Source organism: Sphingomonas sp. PR090111-T3T-6A (assembly GCF_000383095.1).
Classification (GTDB): domain Bacteria; phylum Pseudomonadota; class Alphaproteobacteria; order Sphingomonadales; family Sphingomonadaceae; genus Solisphingomonas.
The window spans coordinates 41,495-55,030 of the sequence record NZ_AORL01000009.1; the positions used below are offsets into that span (position 1 = coordinate 41,495).

At 68.9% G+C, this 13,536-nt stretch carries 13 protein-coding genes; 7 read left to right on the forward strand and 6 right to left on the reverse strand.

What is annotated here, in order from left to right:
- Nucleotides 1-18: 18 nt before the first annotated feature.
- Nucleotides 19-1,341, forward strand: a complete 1,323-nt coding sequence (locus ST3T6A_RS0101980) for a cystathionine gamma-synthase family protein (RefSeq protein WP_019831209.1) — start codon at nucleotides 19-21, stop codon at nucleotides 1,339-1,341.
- Between the two features lie 73 nt (nucleotides 1,342-1,414).
- Nucleotides 1,415-1,711, forward strand: a complete 297-nt coding sequence (locus tag ST3T6A_RS0101985; protein ID WP_019831210.1) for a hypothetical protein — start codon at nucleotides 1,415-1,417, stop codon at nucleotides 1,709-1,711.
- Between the two features lie 139 nt (nucleotides 1,712-1,850).
- On the opposite strand, the gene ST3T6A_RS0101995 is transcribed toward ST3T6A_RS0101985, so the two are convergent.
- The 3 genes from ST3T6A_RS0101995 to ST3T6A_RS0102005 are packed head-to-tail and all read right to left on the reverse strand — an operon-like array spanning nucleotide 1,851 to nucleotide 4,404.
- Nucleotides 1,851-2,501 (reverse strand): HAD family hydrolase, encoded by a 651-nt coding sequence (locus ST3T6A_RS0101995; RefSeq protein ID WP_037537495.1) that lies wholly within the window; start codon nucleotides 2,499-2,501, stop codon nucleotides 1,851-1,853.
- A 29-nt stretch (nucleotides 2,502-2,530) separates the two neighbouring features.
- The gene (locus tag ST3T6A_RS0102000; RefSeq protein WP_019831212.1) at nucleotides 2,531-3,295 is read right to left on the reverse strand and encodes a nucleotidyltransferase family protein; all 765 of its coding nucleotides are present in this window, start codon (nucleotides 3,293-3,295) and stop codon (nucleotides 2,531-2,533) included.
- Nucleotides 3,283-4,404 carry a CDP-alcohol phosphatidyltransferase family protein gene (locus tag ST3T6A_RS0102005; RefSeq protein WP_019831213.1) on the reverse strand — a complete coding sequence of 374 codons (1,122 nt, stop codon included), beginning with the start codon at nucleotides 4,402-4,404 and terminating at the stop codon, nucleotides 3,283-3,285. Before ST3T6A_RS0102005 ends, ST3T6A_RS0102000 begins: the two co-directional genes overlap by 13 nt.
- 114 nt (nucleotides 4,405-4,518) lie before the next feature.
- On the opposite strand from ST3T6A_RS0102005, the gene ST3T6A_RS0102010 reads away from it, so the two are divergent.
- The 4 genes from ST3T6A_RS0102010 to ST3T6A_RS0102025 are packed head-to-tail and all read left to right on the forward strand — an operon-like array spanning nucleotide 4,519 to nucleotide 8,039.
- The gene (locus ST3T6A_RS0102010; protein WP_019831214.1) at nucleotides 4,519-5,619 is read left to right on the forward strand and encodes an ABC transporter permease; all 1,101 of its coding nucleotides are present in this window, start codon (nucleotides 4,519-4,521) and stop codon (nucleotides 5,617-5,619) included.
- Nucleotides 5,616-6,488 carry an ABC transporter ATP-binding protein gene (locus ST3T6A_RS0102015; RefSeq protein WP_019831215.1) on the forward strand — a complete coding sequence of 291 codons (873 nt, stop codon included), beginning with the start codon at nucleotides 5,616-5,618 and terminating at the stop codon, nucleotides 6,486-6,488. The genes ST3T6A_RS0102010 and ST3T6A_RS0102015 overlap by 4 nt, the downstream gene beginning before the upstream one ends.
- Nucleotides 6,488-7,435 (forward strand): MlaD family protein, encoded by a 948-nt coding sequence (locus tag ST3T6A_RS0102020; RefSeq protein ID WP_019831216.1) that lies wholly within the window; start codon nucleotides 6,488-6,490, stop codon nucleotides 7,433-7,435. The genes ST3T6A_RS0102015 and ST3T6A_RS0102020 overlap by 1 nt, the downstream gene beginning before the upstream one ends.
- 13 nt (nucleotides 7,436-7,448) lie before the next feature.
- Nucleotides 7,449-8,039 carry an ABC-type transport auxiliary lipoprotein family protein gene (locus ST3T6A_RS0102025; RefSeq protein WP_019831217.1) on the forward strand — a complete coding sequence of 197 codons (591 nt, stop codon included), beginning with the start codon at nucleotides 7,449-7,451 and terminating at the stop codon, nucleotides 8,037-8,039.
- Between the two features lie 40 nt (nucleotides 8,040-8,079).
- Here ST3T6A_RS0102025 and pepN read toward each other — a convergent pair whose 3' ends face one another.
- Nucleotides 8,080-10,680: an aminopeptidase N gene (pepN, locus tag ST3T6A_RS0102030; RefSeq protein ID WP_019831218.1), complete on the reverse strand. Its 2,601-nt coding sequence runs from the start codon at nucleotides 10,678-10,680 to the stop codon at nucleotides 8,080-8,082.
- A 66-nt stretch (nucleotides 10,681-10,746) separates the two neighbouring features.
- On the opposite strand from pepN, the gene ST3T6A_RS0102035 reads away from it, so the two are divergent.
- A complete protein-coding gene (locus ST3T6A_RS0102035) occupies nucleotides 10,747-11,541 on the forward strand; it encodes a hypothetical protein (RefSeq protein ID WP_019831219.1) in 795 nt (264 codons plus the stop codon).
- On the opposite strand, the gene ST3T6A_RS0102040 is transcribed toward ST3T6A_RS0102035, so the two are convergent.
- Complete coding sequence (locus tag ST3T6A_RS0102040) at nucleotides 11,508-12,449, reverse strand: DMT family transporter (protein WP_019831220.1); 942 nt, start codon at nucleotides 12,447-12,449, stop codon at nucleotides 11,508-11,510. The two genes, ST3T6A_RS0102035 and ST3T6A_RS0102040, sit on opposite strands and share 34 nt — an antisense overlap.
- An 18-nt stretch (nucleotides 12,450-12,467) precedes the next feature.
- Nucleotides 12,468-13,469: a threonine aldolase family protein gene (locus ST3T6A_RS0102045; RefSeq protein ID WP_019831221.1), complete on the reverse strand. Its 1,002-nt coding sequence runs from the start codon at nucleotides 13,467-13,469 to the stop codon at nucleotides 12,468-12,470.
- Nucleotides 13,470-13,536: the final 67 nt, after the last annotated feature.

Here is a 13,536-nt window from a genome sequence, read left to right on the forward strand (position 1 = left end):
CGACTCCGAGAGGATCGCATGACAGACAATAAAACGCCCGAGACCGAAGCCGAACTGAGCGGCGCCACCCCGCGTCGCCGCCCCAAGGCGGACGTGCTGGAAGTGGGTGGCCGCAAGCTCAGCCCGTCGACACTGATGATGGGCCACGCCTTCGACCCGATGCTGTCGGAAGGCTCGCTCAAGCCCCCGATCTTCCTGACATCGACCTTCGTGTTCGAGAATGCCGCTGCCGGAAAGCGCCACTTCGAGGGCGTCACCGGCAAGCGTCCGGGCGGCGCCGATGGCCTCGTCTATTCGCGCTTCAACGGCCCGAACCAGGAGATCCTCGAGGATCGCCTCGGCATCTGGGACGAGGCGGAGGACGCGCTGGTCTTCTCGTCGGGCATGTCGGCCATCGCGACGCTGATGCTGGCGCTGGTGAAGCCGGGCGACGTGATCGTCCACTCCGCCCCACTCTATGCCGCGACCGAGACGCTGATCGGCCGCATCCTCGGCCGCTTCGGCGTGACGTTCCTCGATTTCCCGGCCGGCGCCACCGAGGCCGAGATCGAGGCCGTCGTCGAACGCGCCAAGGCGCAGGGCAATGTCTCGCTGATCTATCTGGAGAGCCCCGCCAACCCGACCAACGCGCTGGTCGACATCGAGGCCGTGTCCCGCGTGCGCGACCGGCTGCTCGGCGACACCAACCCGCCGATCGCGATCGACAACACCTTCCTCGGGCCGCTCTGGCAGCAGCCGCTCCGCCATGGCGCGGACCTCGTGGTCTACAGCCTCACCAAATATGCCGGCGGCCATTCGGACCTCGTCGCGGGCGGCGTCACCGGCCGCAAGGCGTGGATCGATCCCATCCGCATGATGCGCAACACGATCGGCACGATCAGCGATCCCAACACCGCGTGGATGCTGCTCCGCAGCCTCGAGACGCTGGAGCTGCGCATGAGCCGCGCCGGCGAGAATGCCGAGAAGGTCTGCGCCTTCTTCCGCGATCATCCCAAGGTGGAGAGCGTCGGCTATCTCGGCTTCCTTCAGGAAGGCACGCGGCAGGCCGACATCTACAAGCGCCACTGCTCGGGCGCGGGCTCGACCTTCTCGCTCTACCTGAAGGGCGGCGAGCGCGAGAGCTTCGCCTTTCTCGATGCGCTGAAGATCGCCAAGCTGGCGGTCAGCCTCGGCGGCACCGAGACGCTGGCGTCCTGCCCGGCGGCGATGACGCACCTGTCGGTGCCGGACCAGCGCAAGCAGGAACTCGGCATCACCGACAATCTGGTACGCATCTCGATCGGCGTGGAGAATGCCGACGACCTGATCGCCGACTTCGATCAGGCGCTGAAGGCGGTCTGATACTCCTTCTGGGCGGTTTGGCCGCGGGCGCGCTTCGTGCGACGCTCGCGGCCTTGCCACGGGGGAGGTCGCCATGCGTCCGATCGTCTTGTGCCTCGCGTTTCTGTCCGCCATTCCGGCCGCGGAAGCCGCCCCGCCCACGCCGATGGGCAAGCCGCTTCCCCTCGCCTGTTCCGGCCCGGAGGCCGATGCCGGGCATAGGCTCGTCGCGCAGGAGAAGCTGTCGGTCGGCAGCCACCCCAAAGCCTGCTTCGGCCATATGACGCTCTACGAAGGGCCGAACCGGCAAGTGATCGCCGCCGAGCCCTCGCCCCGCTGTCCGGGCGCGAGCGCCATCCAGATCTACGAGCAATCCCGCGCCGGCCCCTAGTCGAGCTTCTTCGAGACGCCGGTGTGCGGCCGCTCCGTCAGCGCCGGGCCGAAGGACCAGTGGGGGGCGATGATGGTGAGCATCGACGGCCGCCCCTACGACCAGCGCGGGACATGGTACGTCCCCGGCCGCTAGGCGATCAGGCGGTCCAGTCGACGACCGGCCAGCCGCGCTTCATTGCCAGTGCGCGCATCTTGGGGCTGGGCGTGGTGGCGAAGGCCTCGTCGGCCCATTCCATCACCGGCGCGTCCGAGGCGTGGTCCGAATAGAAGCGGACATGGACCTTCGAGCGATCGATGCCCTGCTGCTGGAACCAGGCCTCGATCATGCGGAGCTTGGCGGGGCCGTAGCAATTCTCGCCGTCGATCTTCGCCGTCACCCGCGCGTCGAGGCCGAGGATCGAGTTGGTGGCGATCACGTCGTCGAAGCGGAGCCTGGCCGCGATCGCCTCGACATAGAGGCGGTAGGACGCGGTCGCGAGCACGAGGCGGCGGCCGGCGGCGCGATCCTCCTCGATCTGGCGCAGCGCGCCCGGCAGCGTGTTGAGGCGCATCACGCGGTCGGCGAAGCTCGCCGTCACCGGCTCCAGATCGGCACGGGAAATCTCGGAGCCGAGCAGCAGATGCTGGTTGATCTCCTTCAGCCGCGCGCGGGTGAAGAGCTTGAGCGCGTAGCCCAGCATCGCCAGCAGCGCTACCGGCAGCAACAGCAGCCGCCACGGCGCGCGGGCAAGCGCCGCATGGATCAGGAAGGGCGTATAGGTGCCCGTCCGCGTGATGGTGCGATCCATGTCGTAGATCGCGATCTCCTGAACGCCGCTCACGCCCGCCCTTCCAACACCGCCTCGGCCAGTTCGAGGTCGGAAACCTTGTCCACGTCCACAGCCGCCAGCGGGTCCGAGAGGCCCACCATGCGGACATTCGCCCCCAGGCTCCGCCCGGCCCTCGCCACCGCGTCGTGCAGCGTGATGGTGCGGGTGAGCGCGCGCAGCAGGAGCATAGGCCCGAATCTGGCGATGAGCTTCCAGCCCTTCTTGCGGTCCTGCTCCACCGAGGCCCATGTCTCGATCACGGGCAATGCGGCGGGCGAGGCGAAATAGAAAAGGTTGGCCCCCGTCCAGTCGCCGCTCCGGAAGCGCAGCCATGTCCGCTTCGATTGCGGGAAGCGGCTCTGCACCACCGCGCGCTCGACGACGCCCACCGCCACGTCGGCGCCCTGAGCCCCCGCCAGGAACTCGGCGATCGTCTCGGGGCGGAGCAGCGCATGGTCGGCGGTGGTGACGAACAGCGGGAAGGGCGCCTCCCCGCTCCTGAGCGCAGCCGCGATGGAGTTGGCGATGCCGGCCCCCGATTGCAGGAAGCCGATGCGCGGATCAGCGGGCAGCACGGCGGCGATCGGCTCGACGTCCTGCGTCATCACGCGGACCTGCGCGACGTCGCTCGCCAGCAGCGTGGCGGCGACACGCGCCACCATCGGCGTGCCCGCGACGGGGATCAGCGCCTTCAGCGTCTGCCCACGCGTCGCCGCGAGCGGATCGACACCCGGCCGCCGCCCGGCGAGCAGCAGCGCCGTCAGGCCAGCCACGAGACGATCTCCTTGCCGCCCGCGCGCTGCCTATAAGCCTGCCCCAGCCGGACCAGATGGAAGAGGCAGGACAGCCCCGTCCACCACGCCACCGCCAGCAGCCCCCAGTCGGGCCGCGACACCAGCAGGCTCGCGAACAGGATCACGACGTTGGGATTGCGCCGCGCGGTGATGAGGCGAAAGCGGCTGTCGGCGCGCTCCCACACATGGATGTGCATCCCGAAGCTGGCGATGAACGCCCCCTCGATCAGCCGCTGCACGACATAGCCGGCAACCAGCACCGCCATGATCGTCCACAGCGTCGTCTGGCTGAACGCCAGCCCCCAGCCGGCGAGGCCGACGCCCCATGCCCAATACCAGAAGGGCGGATGGATCAGGTCCACGCCATGATCGAGGATATTGCCCCATTCGGAGCTGGTGCCGGTGCAGCGGGCGAGCTTCCCGTCCACCGTGTCCAGCACCATGAAGACCAGGCCGATCAGCAGGCCGGCGGCGAAATGCCCCTCCTTGAACAGGAAGAAGGCCCAGATGCAGAGCGCCACGCCGATCGTCGTGATCATGTTGGGCGTCATCTTCGCATAGGCCGCCCAGCGCGTGATGTGGAAGGCCGCGCCCCGCCACAGATAGAGGGTGAGCAGATCCGTCACCCCCTTGTAGCTGGCATCGTAGCTTGCCTTCTCGATCATCGGCACGGCGTCGCGGGTGAGCGGAACCAGATAGGCGTCTTCCCGCTTCCTCAGCGTCGCGTTGTAGAGGCTGGCGTCGGCCTCCGCGTCCTGCACGGTGAGGCCGAGCGCTGGCGGCAGCGCCGCCCCCGCCTCGATCGCCGCGACGACCGCCTCGGCGGTGGCCGCATCCGCCGCATGGACCAGCACCGGCCGTCCCCGCCACGTCACCGCGAGGCCGGCAGAATCGCGGACATGCGCCAGCCACGCCGGGTCCCACGCGAAGCCGACATCCGCCACGATCACCGATCCGGCGGGCGGAACCCGATCCACCACCGCCAGTTTCGCTTTGGTGGCGAAGCGGCGCGCGCGCTCGGCCGGCGACAGGCCGAACACACGCGTCTCGTTGTGCCCGGCCTCGAGGAAAGAGACCTTGCTGTCCATAATTACTCCCATGGTCGCCCTCTTGGCAGGTTTCGTCTTGTCGCGCATCTCAAGAAAAATCCGATATTCTCTGCGCTTGCCGGGCGTAACGATCTGCCGCATCTTCGCCGCCGCATGAGCCCTCACCCCGCAGACTTCTCAGAACAGGATCGCACGCTGCGCCTCACCGGCCAGTGGACGCTGGCCCAGCTCGGCAACGTGCCGAACCGGCTGGAAGAACTGGATTCCTCGCCCGAACGGGTCGACCTGTCCGAGATTCAGCGAATCGACACGGTGGGCGCGTGGCTGGTCCACCGCCTCCAGCGCGATCACGGCGCCGCGCTCGAAGGCGGCGATCCCAAGGCGCTCGAGCTGATCGAGAAGGTCGGCGGGGTCGACAAGCCGTTCCAGTCGCAGCCGGATCAGCCCCCTTCCTTCCAGCGCGTGCTGGCGCAGGTGGGCGCCGCCACGATCAGCGCGGGGCGCACGCTGCTCGGCCTGCTCGAATTCTTCGGCGCGACGATGGTGGCGGTGTGGGAGGTCCTCCTCGCGCCGCGCCGTTTCCGCGGCAACGCGGTGGTTCGCCAGATCGAGGTGGTCGGCATCGACGCGCTCGGCATCATCGGGCTGATGAGCTTCCTGATCGGCATCGTCATCGCGCAACAGGGCGCGGTGCAGCTCCGCCAGTTCGGCGCCGAGGTGTTCACCGTCAACCTGATCGGCCGCCTCACCATGCGCGAGCTGGGCGTGCTGATGACGGCGATCATGGTCGCCGGCCGCTCGGGCTCGGCCTTCGCCGCGCAGATCGGATCGATGCGGCTGGCTGAGGAGGTGGACGCGATGCGCACCATCGGCCTCTCCCCCATGCAGGCGCTGGTGCTGCCGCGCGTGATCGCGACGCTGATCGCCATGCCGCTGCTCACCTTCTACGCGATGCTGGTGGCGCTGGTCGGCGGCGGGCTGCTCTGCTGGCTCCAGCTCGGCATTCCACCCGTCACCTTCGTCGCCCGCATCCGGGAGGTCGTGCCGATGACCGACCTGTGGGGCGGGCTGCTGAAAGCGCCGGTGTTCGGCATGATCATCGCCATGGCCGGCTGCTTCCAGGGCATGCAGGTGGAGGGCAATGCCGAGGAAGTCGGCCTGCGCACTACCGCGGCCGTGGTCCAGTCGATCTTCCTCGTGATCGTGCTGGATGCCTTCTTCGCGATCTTCTACACGGCGATCGGCTGGATATGACGACCCACGCAACCGCCCGGAAGCCACCGCCCGAGCCGGAGGTGGGAACGCCCATCATCTGCGTGCGCGGGCTCACCAACAGCTTCGGCCAGCAGGTCGTCCACCAGGATCTGGACCTCGACGTGCGGCACGGCGAGATCCTCGGCGTGGTCGGCGGGTCGGGCACGGGCAAATCGGTGCTGATGCGCTCGATCATCGGCCTCCAGCAACCCGACACCGGCGACATCCGCGTCTTCGGCGAGCAGACGCGCGACCGGGGCGAGAGCGAGACCAAGGATGTCCGCCGCCGCTGGGGCGTGCTGTTCCAGAACGGCGCGCTGTTCTCGACGCTGACGGTGGCCGAGAATGTCCAGGTGCCGATCCGCGAATATTATCCCGCGATCGACCAGCAGCTTCTCGACGAGATCGCCTCCTACAAGATCGTGGCGACGGGCCTTCCGGCGGAAAGCTCGAGCAAATATCCGTCCGAGCTGTCGGGCGGCATGAGGAAGCGCGCCGGCCTCGCCCGCGCGCTGGCGCTCGATCCCGAGCTGCTGTTCCTCGACGAGCCGACGGCGGGCCTCGATCCGATCGGCGCGGCCGCGTTCGACAATCTGATCCGCGCCCTCAAGGATCTGCTGGGGCTCACCGTGTTCCTCATCACTCACGATCTCGATACGCTCTATGCGATCTGCGACCGTGTCGCGGTGCTGGCGGACAAGAAGGTGGTCGCGGTCGGAACGATCCCGGAGCTACTGGCTTTGGATCATCCGTGGATACAGGAATATTTCAACGGCCCGCGCGGCCGGGCGGCCGAGGATTCCGCCGAGCGCGAGGCAGCCAGGAAACCGGCGCCGGAAACCGGCGATAACAGGGGCAAGACCGACTGATGGAGACCCGCTCCAACCATGTGCTCGTCGGCGGGGTCGTGCTCGCGATTCTGGCCGTGGCGCTCGCCTTCATCGTGTGGATGAGCCAGGTCGGCAACGGCCATCAGCGCCAGTACGACATCTTCTTCCCCAATTCGGTGGACGGCCTCGCCAAGGGTTCGGCGGTCAATTTCTCGGGCGTGCCCGTCGGCAAGATCGACGACATCAAGCTCCTGCCCGACACGCCCGAGCTGGTGCGCGTGCGCATCTCGGTGGACGAGAACACGCCGATCCTGAAGGGCACCACCGCCACGGTGGCGGGCGTGGGTTTCACCGGCGTCAGCCAGATCAACCTCGGCGGCGCCACCAAGGGCCAGCCGCCGATCACCGATATCGGGCCGTTCGGCGTGCCCGTGATCCCCACCAAGCCGGGCGCGCTCGCGGGCCTGCTCAACTCGGCGCCGGAGCTTCTCAAGAAGCTCCAGATCCTGACCGATCGCGTCACCCAGCTTCTGGATGATCGCAACCAGAATTCGATCCACCACATCCTCGCCAATCTGGACAAGCTGTCGACCGATCTCGCCAGCCAGGGGCCGCAGTTGAAGCAGACGCTCGCCAATGCGCAGGTCGCGATCAAGCAGGCGGGCGACGCCGCGCAGCAGTTCGGCAAGCTGGCAGGGACCACCAACGAGCTGCTCGACCAGCAGGGCCGCCCGCTGCTCACCAACCTGAACAAGGCGGTGCTGTCCGCCCGGCAGAGCGCGGACAGCCTGAACGCGATGATCAACGACGCGCGGCCCGGCGTGCAGACGCTCAGCAAGGATACCGCTCCGCAGATCGACCAGCTCGTCCGCGACCTCTCCGAGATGGCCGAGGCGCTGACCGCGACGGCGAACAAGCTCAACTCGGGCGGCGCCGGCGGCGTGCTCGGCGGCGGCCGCCTGCCCGATTACAAGCCTCGGCATTGAGGGAACAGAGATCATGAACGTCCGCACCCTGTCTCTCGCCGCGCTTCTGCCCGCACTGGCGCTCGCCGGCTGCGTGAGCTTCGGCCCCAAGCCGCCGCCCGAGCTGCTCCGCCTCACGCCCACGCAGGCCATGCCGGCGGGCCAGGAGATGCCGCTCACCGCCGGCCAGTCGGTGACGGTGCTGGTGCCGACCGCGCCGGCTGAGCTGTCCAACAACCGCATTCCGGTGCGCAGCGGCACCAGCCAGCTCGCCTATCTCAAGGGCGCGCAATGGGCCGACGTGCCGGCGCGCCTGTTCCGCGACCTGCTCGCCGAGACGATCCGCACGCGCACCGGCCGCCCGGCGCTCGACGTGCGCGACTATCATCTGGCGCCGGGGATGCGGCTGTCCGGCCGTCTCCATGCCTTCGGGCTGGATGCGGGCTCGAAGCAGGTCGACGTCGTCTACGACGCCACCATCCAGCGCGAGGGCGGCCGCATCGAGACGCGCCGCTTCGAAGCGCACGCCCCGGCGGCGTCGATCGACGAGGTGGCGGTCGCACAGGCGCTCAACGCCGCCGCCAACGATGTGGCCGCGCAGGTGGCCGACTGGATCGGGAAGTAGCCGGCTCGAAAGGGGCGGCGCGCAGCCGCCCCTCCGCTCCTCAGGCGAGGCTCTTGGAAGCCTGCTCGAACACATCCTTGCTGAGGCCCGGCGTCGCGACGATGCGCTCCAGCTCGGCCTTCATCAGCGCCGAGCGCCTGGGCTCGAACCGGCGCCAGCGGCCGAGCGGCGGCACGAGCCGCGCCGCCGACTGCGGGTTGAGCTTGTCCGCCGCGAGGATCATGTCCGCCACGAAGCGATAGCCGCGCCCGTCCGGCGCATGGAAGGCATATTGGTTCGCCGCGAAGGCGCTCACCAGCGCGCGCATCCGGTTCGGATTGGCAAGCGTGAAGTCGGGATGCCCGGCCAGCCGCTCGACCGCCTCGGGCGTATCCTCGCGCGTCGAGAGCGCCTGCGTGGTGAACCACTTGTCGAGCACCAGCGCGTCGTCCCTGTAGCGCGCATAGAAGGCAGCAAGCGCCGTCTCGCGCTCGGCCGAAGTGCCGTTCGCCAGCACGCCGAGCGCGCCGTTGCGGTCGGTCATATTGTCCGCGCCCTCGAACTGGGCGAGCGCCAGCGCCGCCGAGCCCTCGGCCTCCGCCGCAGCGAGATAGCCGAGCGCCACCGTGCGCAGGCGGCGCAAGCCCTTGGCGGACGGGGTATATGCGAAGCGATTGGCGGCCGTCGCGGCGTAGGCCGCACGCCATTCGCCCTCCAGCTCACGGCCGAGGCGAACGCGCAACGCCTCGCGGGCGACGCGGATCGCCGCCGGATCGACCTCGGCAAGCTGGTCGCCGAGGAAAGCCTCGGTTGGCAGCATCACCGCCTCGCCGATGAAGGCCGCGTCCAGCGCCGGATCGGTGAGCGTGTTGCGCACCGCCTCGATCACCGGGGCCGCATCCACATCGGCCCTCTGAATCGCGGCGACGAGCGTGTCGACCATAAGCTGCTGCATCGCCTCGAAGCGGGCGAAGGGATCATTGTCATGCGCCGAGAGGAAGGCGAGGTCGGCTACCGAACGGTTGGTTTCGACCACGACGGGCGCCGAGAAGCCGCGATTGATCGAGAGGACGGGCTGCTCGTCGATACCCTCGAAGAGGATCTCGCCCGCCTCGTCGGCGAGGACGTGGACCTGCTCCTCGACGATCGGCCGGCCGCTCTTCGCGCCGAACAGCGCGATGCGTAAGGGGAGCGGCATGGGGCGCTTGTCGGGCTGTCCGGGCGTCGGGGGCACGGTCTGCTCCAGCGTCAGGCGGGCGCGGGCGGTGCCGGGCTCGTGGGTGAGCGCGGCGCGGAGGCGGGGCGTGCCGGCCTGCTCATACCAGCGGCGGAAGTCGGTGAGGTCGGTGCCGTTGGCGTCCTCCATCGCCTTCACGAAATCCTCGCAGGTCGCGGCCTCGCCGTCGTGCCGCTCGAAATAGAGATCGGTGCCGCGCCGGAAGCCGTCCGCCCCCAGCATGGTGTGCAGCATGCGGATCACCTCGGCGCCCTTGTTGTAGATGGTCGCCGTGTAGAAGTTGCTGATCTCCAGATAGGAGTCCGGCCGGATCGGATGGGCGAGCGGGCCGCCGTCCTCCGGGAACTGGGCGGCGCGCAGCACGCGGACGTCCTCGATCCGCTTGACCGCGCGGCTGCCCTGATCGGCCGAGAATTCCTGATCGCGGAAGACGGTGAAGCCTTCCTTCAGCGAGAGCTGGAACCAGTCCCGGCAGGTGACGCGGTTGCCCGACCAGTTGTGGAAATATTCATGCGCGACGACGCCGGCGATGGCGTCATAATCGCCATCGGTCGCCGTTTCCGGGTCCGCCAGGATGTAGCGCGAGTTGAAGATGTTGAGGCCCTTGTTCTCCATCGCGCCGAAGTTGAAGTCGGAGACGGCGACGATGTTGAAGATGCCGAGATCATATTCCCGGCCATAGACCTTCTCGTCCCACGCCATCGCGCTCTTCAACGCCGCCATCGCATGATCCGTGCGCGGCAGGTCCGCCTCGCGCACCCAGATGCCGAGCTGCACCTCGCGGCCGGACATGGTGGTGAACGTGTCGCGGTTGGCCTGAAGGTCGCCCGCCACCATCGCGAAGAGGTAGCAGGGCTTGGGGAACGGATCGTTCCACTCGGCCCAGTGGCGCCCTCCGCCGGCATCGCCCTCGCCGACCAGATCGCCGTTGGCGAGCAGCACCGGATAGGTGGCGCGGTCGGCGGTCATCCTCACCGTGTAGCGGGTGAGGACGTCGGGCCGATCGGGGAAGAAGGTGATGCGGCGGAAGCCCTCCGCCTCGCACTGTGTGCAGAGCAGGCCGCCGGACGCGTAGAGACCCATGAGCTGGGTGTTGGTCTCGGGGCTGAGCGCCACCTCGGTCTCGACGATGTGGGCGTCGCCCGGAAGATCGATGAGGAGTTGCTCGCCCTCGATCCGCCATTCGCCCTCCGAGAGCGCGCGGCCGTCGACCGACACGGCGCGGGGGCGCATCCCCGGATCGCCGTCGAGCGCGAGCGGCGTGCCGCCCTCGTTGCGGACGACCTCCAGACGGGCGCGCACGATCGTCTCGGCGGCGTCCAGATCGCAATCGAGGCGAATGGCCGGCACCAGCCAGGCCGGCGGGCGATAATCCTGCCGGAGGATGGGCGCGGGCGGCGTAAGCGTGGCGGAATGCTGATCCATGTGCCAACCTCTAGGCATGGACAGATGCGGTGACAACGGACACGGGCAACCCGAAGCGTGACGGCGATGCTGATCCTCGGGCTGGGGTACACCGCTTCGCGCCTGGCTGCACGCCTCGACGCGCGGGGCTGGCAGGTGCGCGCGACGAACCGCGACGGGCGCGGTGGGGCGATCCATTTCGGTGACGAGGAGGCGGTGCGGCTGGCGATTGCGTCGTCCACGCACATCCTTTCATCGGTGCCGCCCGATGCGGAGGGCGCCGACCCCGTGCTGGCGCGCTATGGGGCGCAGATCGCCCGATCACCGGCGCGATGGGTCGGCTATCTCTCCTCGACCGGCGTCTATGGCGACACGGGCGGCGCGTGGGTGGACGAGACGGCCGCGATCGGCACCGGCCGCCGTTCGGCTCGGGCAGAGGCGGACGCCGCGTGGGGAGCGCTCCATCCGGAGGCGCGTGTTTTCCGCCTGCCCGGCATCTACGGCCCCGGCCGCTCCGCGCTGGAGCGGGTGGCGAGCGGCAAGGCCCACCGGATCGATCTGCCGGGGCAGGTGTTCAGCCGCGTCCATGTCGACGACATCGTCGGCGCGGTGCTCGCCTCGTTCGAGGCGGGGCCGGCGGGCGTCTACAACATCGCCGACGACCTCCCCGCCAGCCAGAATGCCGTGATCGAGGAGGCCTGCCGGATGCTCGGCCTCTCAGCCCCGCCGCTGATGACGCTCGACGAGGCCGGACTCTCGCCCGCCGCGCGGGGCTTCTATGCCGAGAACCGGCGCGTCGCCACGGCCAAGGCGAAGCGGCTGCTCGGCTGGCGGCCGCTCTACCCGGATTATCGCTTGGGGCTCGCCGCCTGCCGCGCCTGAAGCGCCACGAACAGTCCGCAGAGCGACAGCGCGCCTCCGACCGCCGCTTCCGCCGACCAGCGATAATTCTCGAACATGGTCGAGAGCAGCATTGCCAGCACCGGGCTCAGCACGCTGGTATAGGCGGCGCGACCCGGCCCGATCGCGCGGATCACCACGAAATAGCAGGTGAAGGCCAAGGCCGATCCGATCAGCCCGAGATAGAGCGTGCCGAGCCAATAGCTCATGTGCGGATCGAGCACCGGCGGCCCGTCGATCGCCCACGCCGCGATGCAGTCGAACAGGCTGCCCCACGCCATGCCCCACACGATCAAGCTGGCGACGGGGATCGCCTTGGCGGTCTTGCCGGCCTGCATCACGTTGGCGATCGAGGAGAAGAGCACGCCGAGCAGCGACCAGCCGATCCCCGTCCAGATCGCCGCCTTGGCGGCCGGTGCGGCGGAAAGCTCATGCGAGAAGAGCAGCACGAGGCCGACCATCGCCACCGCCGACCCGAGCAGGAAGGCCTTGGACACGCCCTGCTTCAGGAACACCCATGCGAACAGCGCATTGGGCACCACCAGCAGAGCGAACACGACGGCCACCAGCCCCGAGGTGATGACCCGCTCGCCCAGATAGACGCAGTAATAGTTGAGCGCATATTGGGCGACGCCGTAGATCATCGCGAGGCCATGCTCGCGCGCGCTCAGCCTCAGCCGTGCGCCGGTGAAGCGGGCATAGGCCGCCATCGCCACCATCGCGATCAGGAAGCGATACGCCACCGACCAGGACGGCGGCACGATGCCGAGCTGGCTGCGGATCACCAGCCAGGTCGACGACCACACCAATGTGCAGACCAGAAAAGGAATGGCGACCTTCGCGCGGGCGGAGACGCCCAGCGGGCGGGTGCCGGTCAGATGCTCGGTCATGCCCCCTCCCTCACGCGCCTAGAGCGCCCGGATCGCGGCGGCGAGCGCGTCGATCTCGTGTTGCGGCTGGTCCCAGGAGGTGACGAGACGCGCCTGCCCCTCGCCCCAGTCGTAGAAGTCGAAGCCCTGCGCGCGGAGCGACGCGGCCTCGTCAGCGGTGAGGCGCAGGAAGATCTCGTTGGCCTCGACCGGCAGCATCAGTCGCCCGGCCGCCGCCTCGGCGACCGCCGCAGCGCCCGCGTTGGAGGCGCGGCCATTGGCGATCCAGCGATCCCCTTCGATCAGCGCGAGAAGCTGCGCCGCCTGATAGCGCCCCTTGGAGAGAAGCTGCCCGGCGCGCTTGCGGCGCATCCTCGCGACATCGGCCAGATCCTTGCGGAAGAAGATCAGCGCCTCCGCCGACAGCCCGCCATTCTTGACGAAGCCGAAGCTCAGCGCGTCGACGCCCGCGCGCCACGTCACGTCGCCGGGATGGCAGCCGAGCCGCGCCACCGCATTGGCGAAGCGCGCGCCGTCCATGTGGAAGCCGAGGCCGAGATCCTTCGAGACTTCGCCCAGCGCCGCCACCTCATCGGGGGTGTAGACGAGGCCATATTCGGTCGCGTTGGTGATCGAGAGCGCGCGAGGCTGGACCTGATGCACATCCGGCCGGATCGCCCGGCGCGCGGCGCGCACCGTCTCGGGCGTCAGCTTCGCGCCCCCCCCGTCGAGCGGGATCAGCTTGGCGCCATGGGTGAAGAACTCCGGCGCGCCGGCCTCGTCGGTGTTGATGTGCGCCTCGCGGTGGCAGAGCACGCCGCCATGCGGGGGCACCATCGCGGAGAGCGCGAGGCAGTTCGCCGCCGTCCCCGTCGTGACCCACAAGGCCGCGACATCGGTGCCGAACAGATCGGAGAAAGCGCCGTCGAGCTGCTGGCTCAGCCAGTCGCCGTCATACGCGGTGTCGACGCGGTTGGCGGCGGCGATCGCCTCCAGCACGGCGGGGGCGACGGTGGCGGCGTTGTCCGAGAAGAAGCGCATGGCCGTGCCTTGGGGGCAGCGGATCGCGCCGTCAACGCCTGTCTGTTGACAGCGGCGCTCCCGTCGT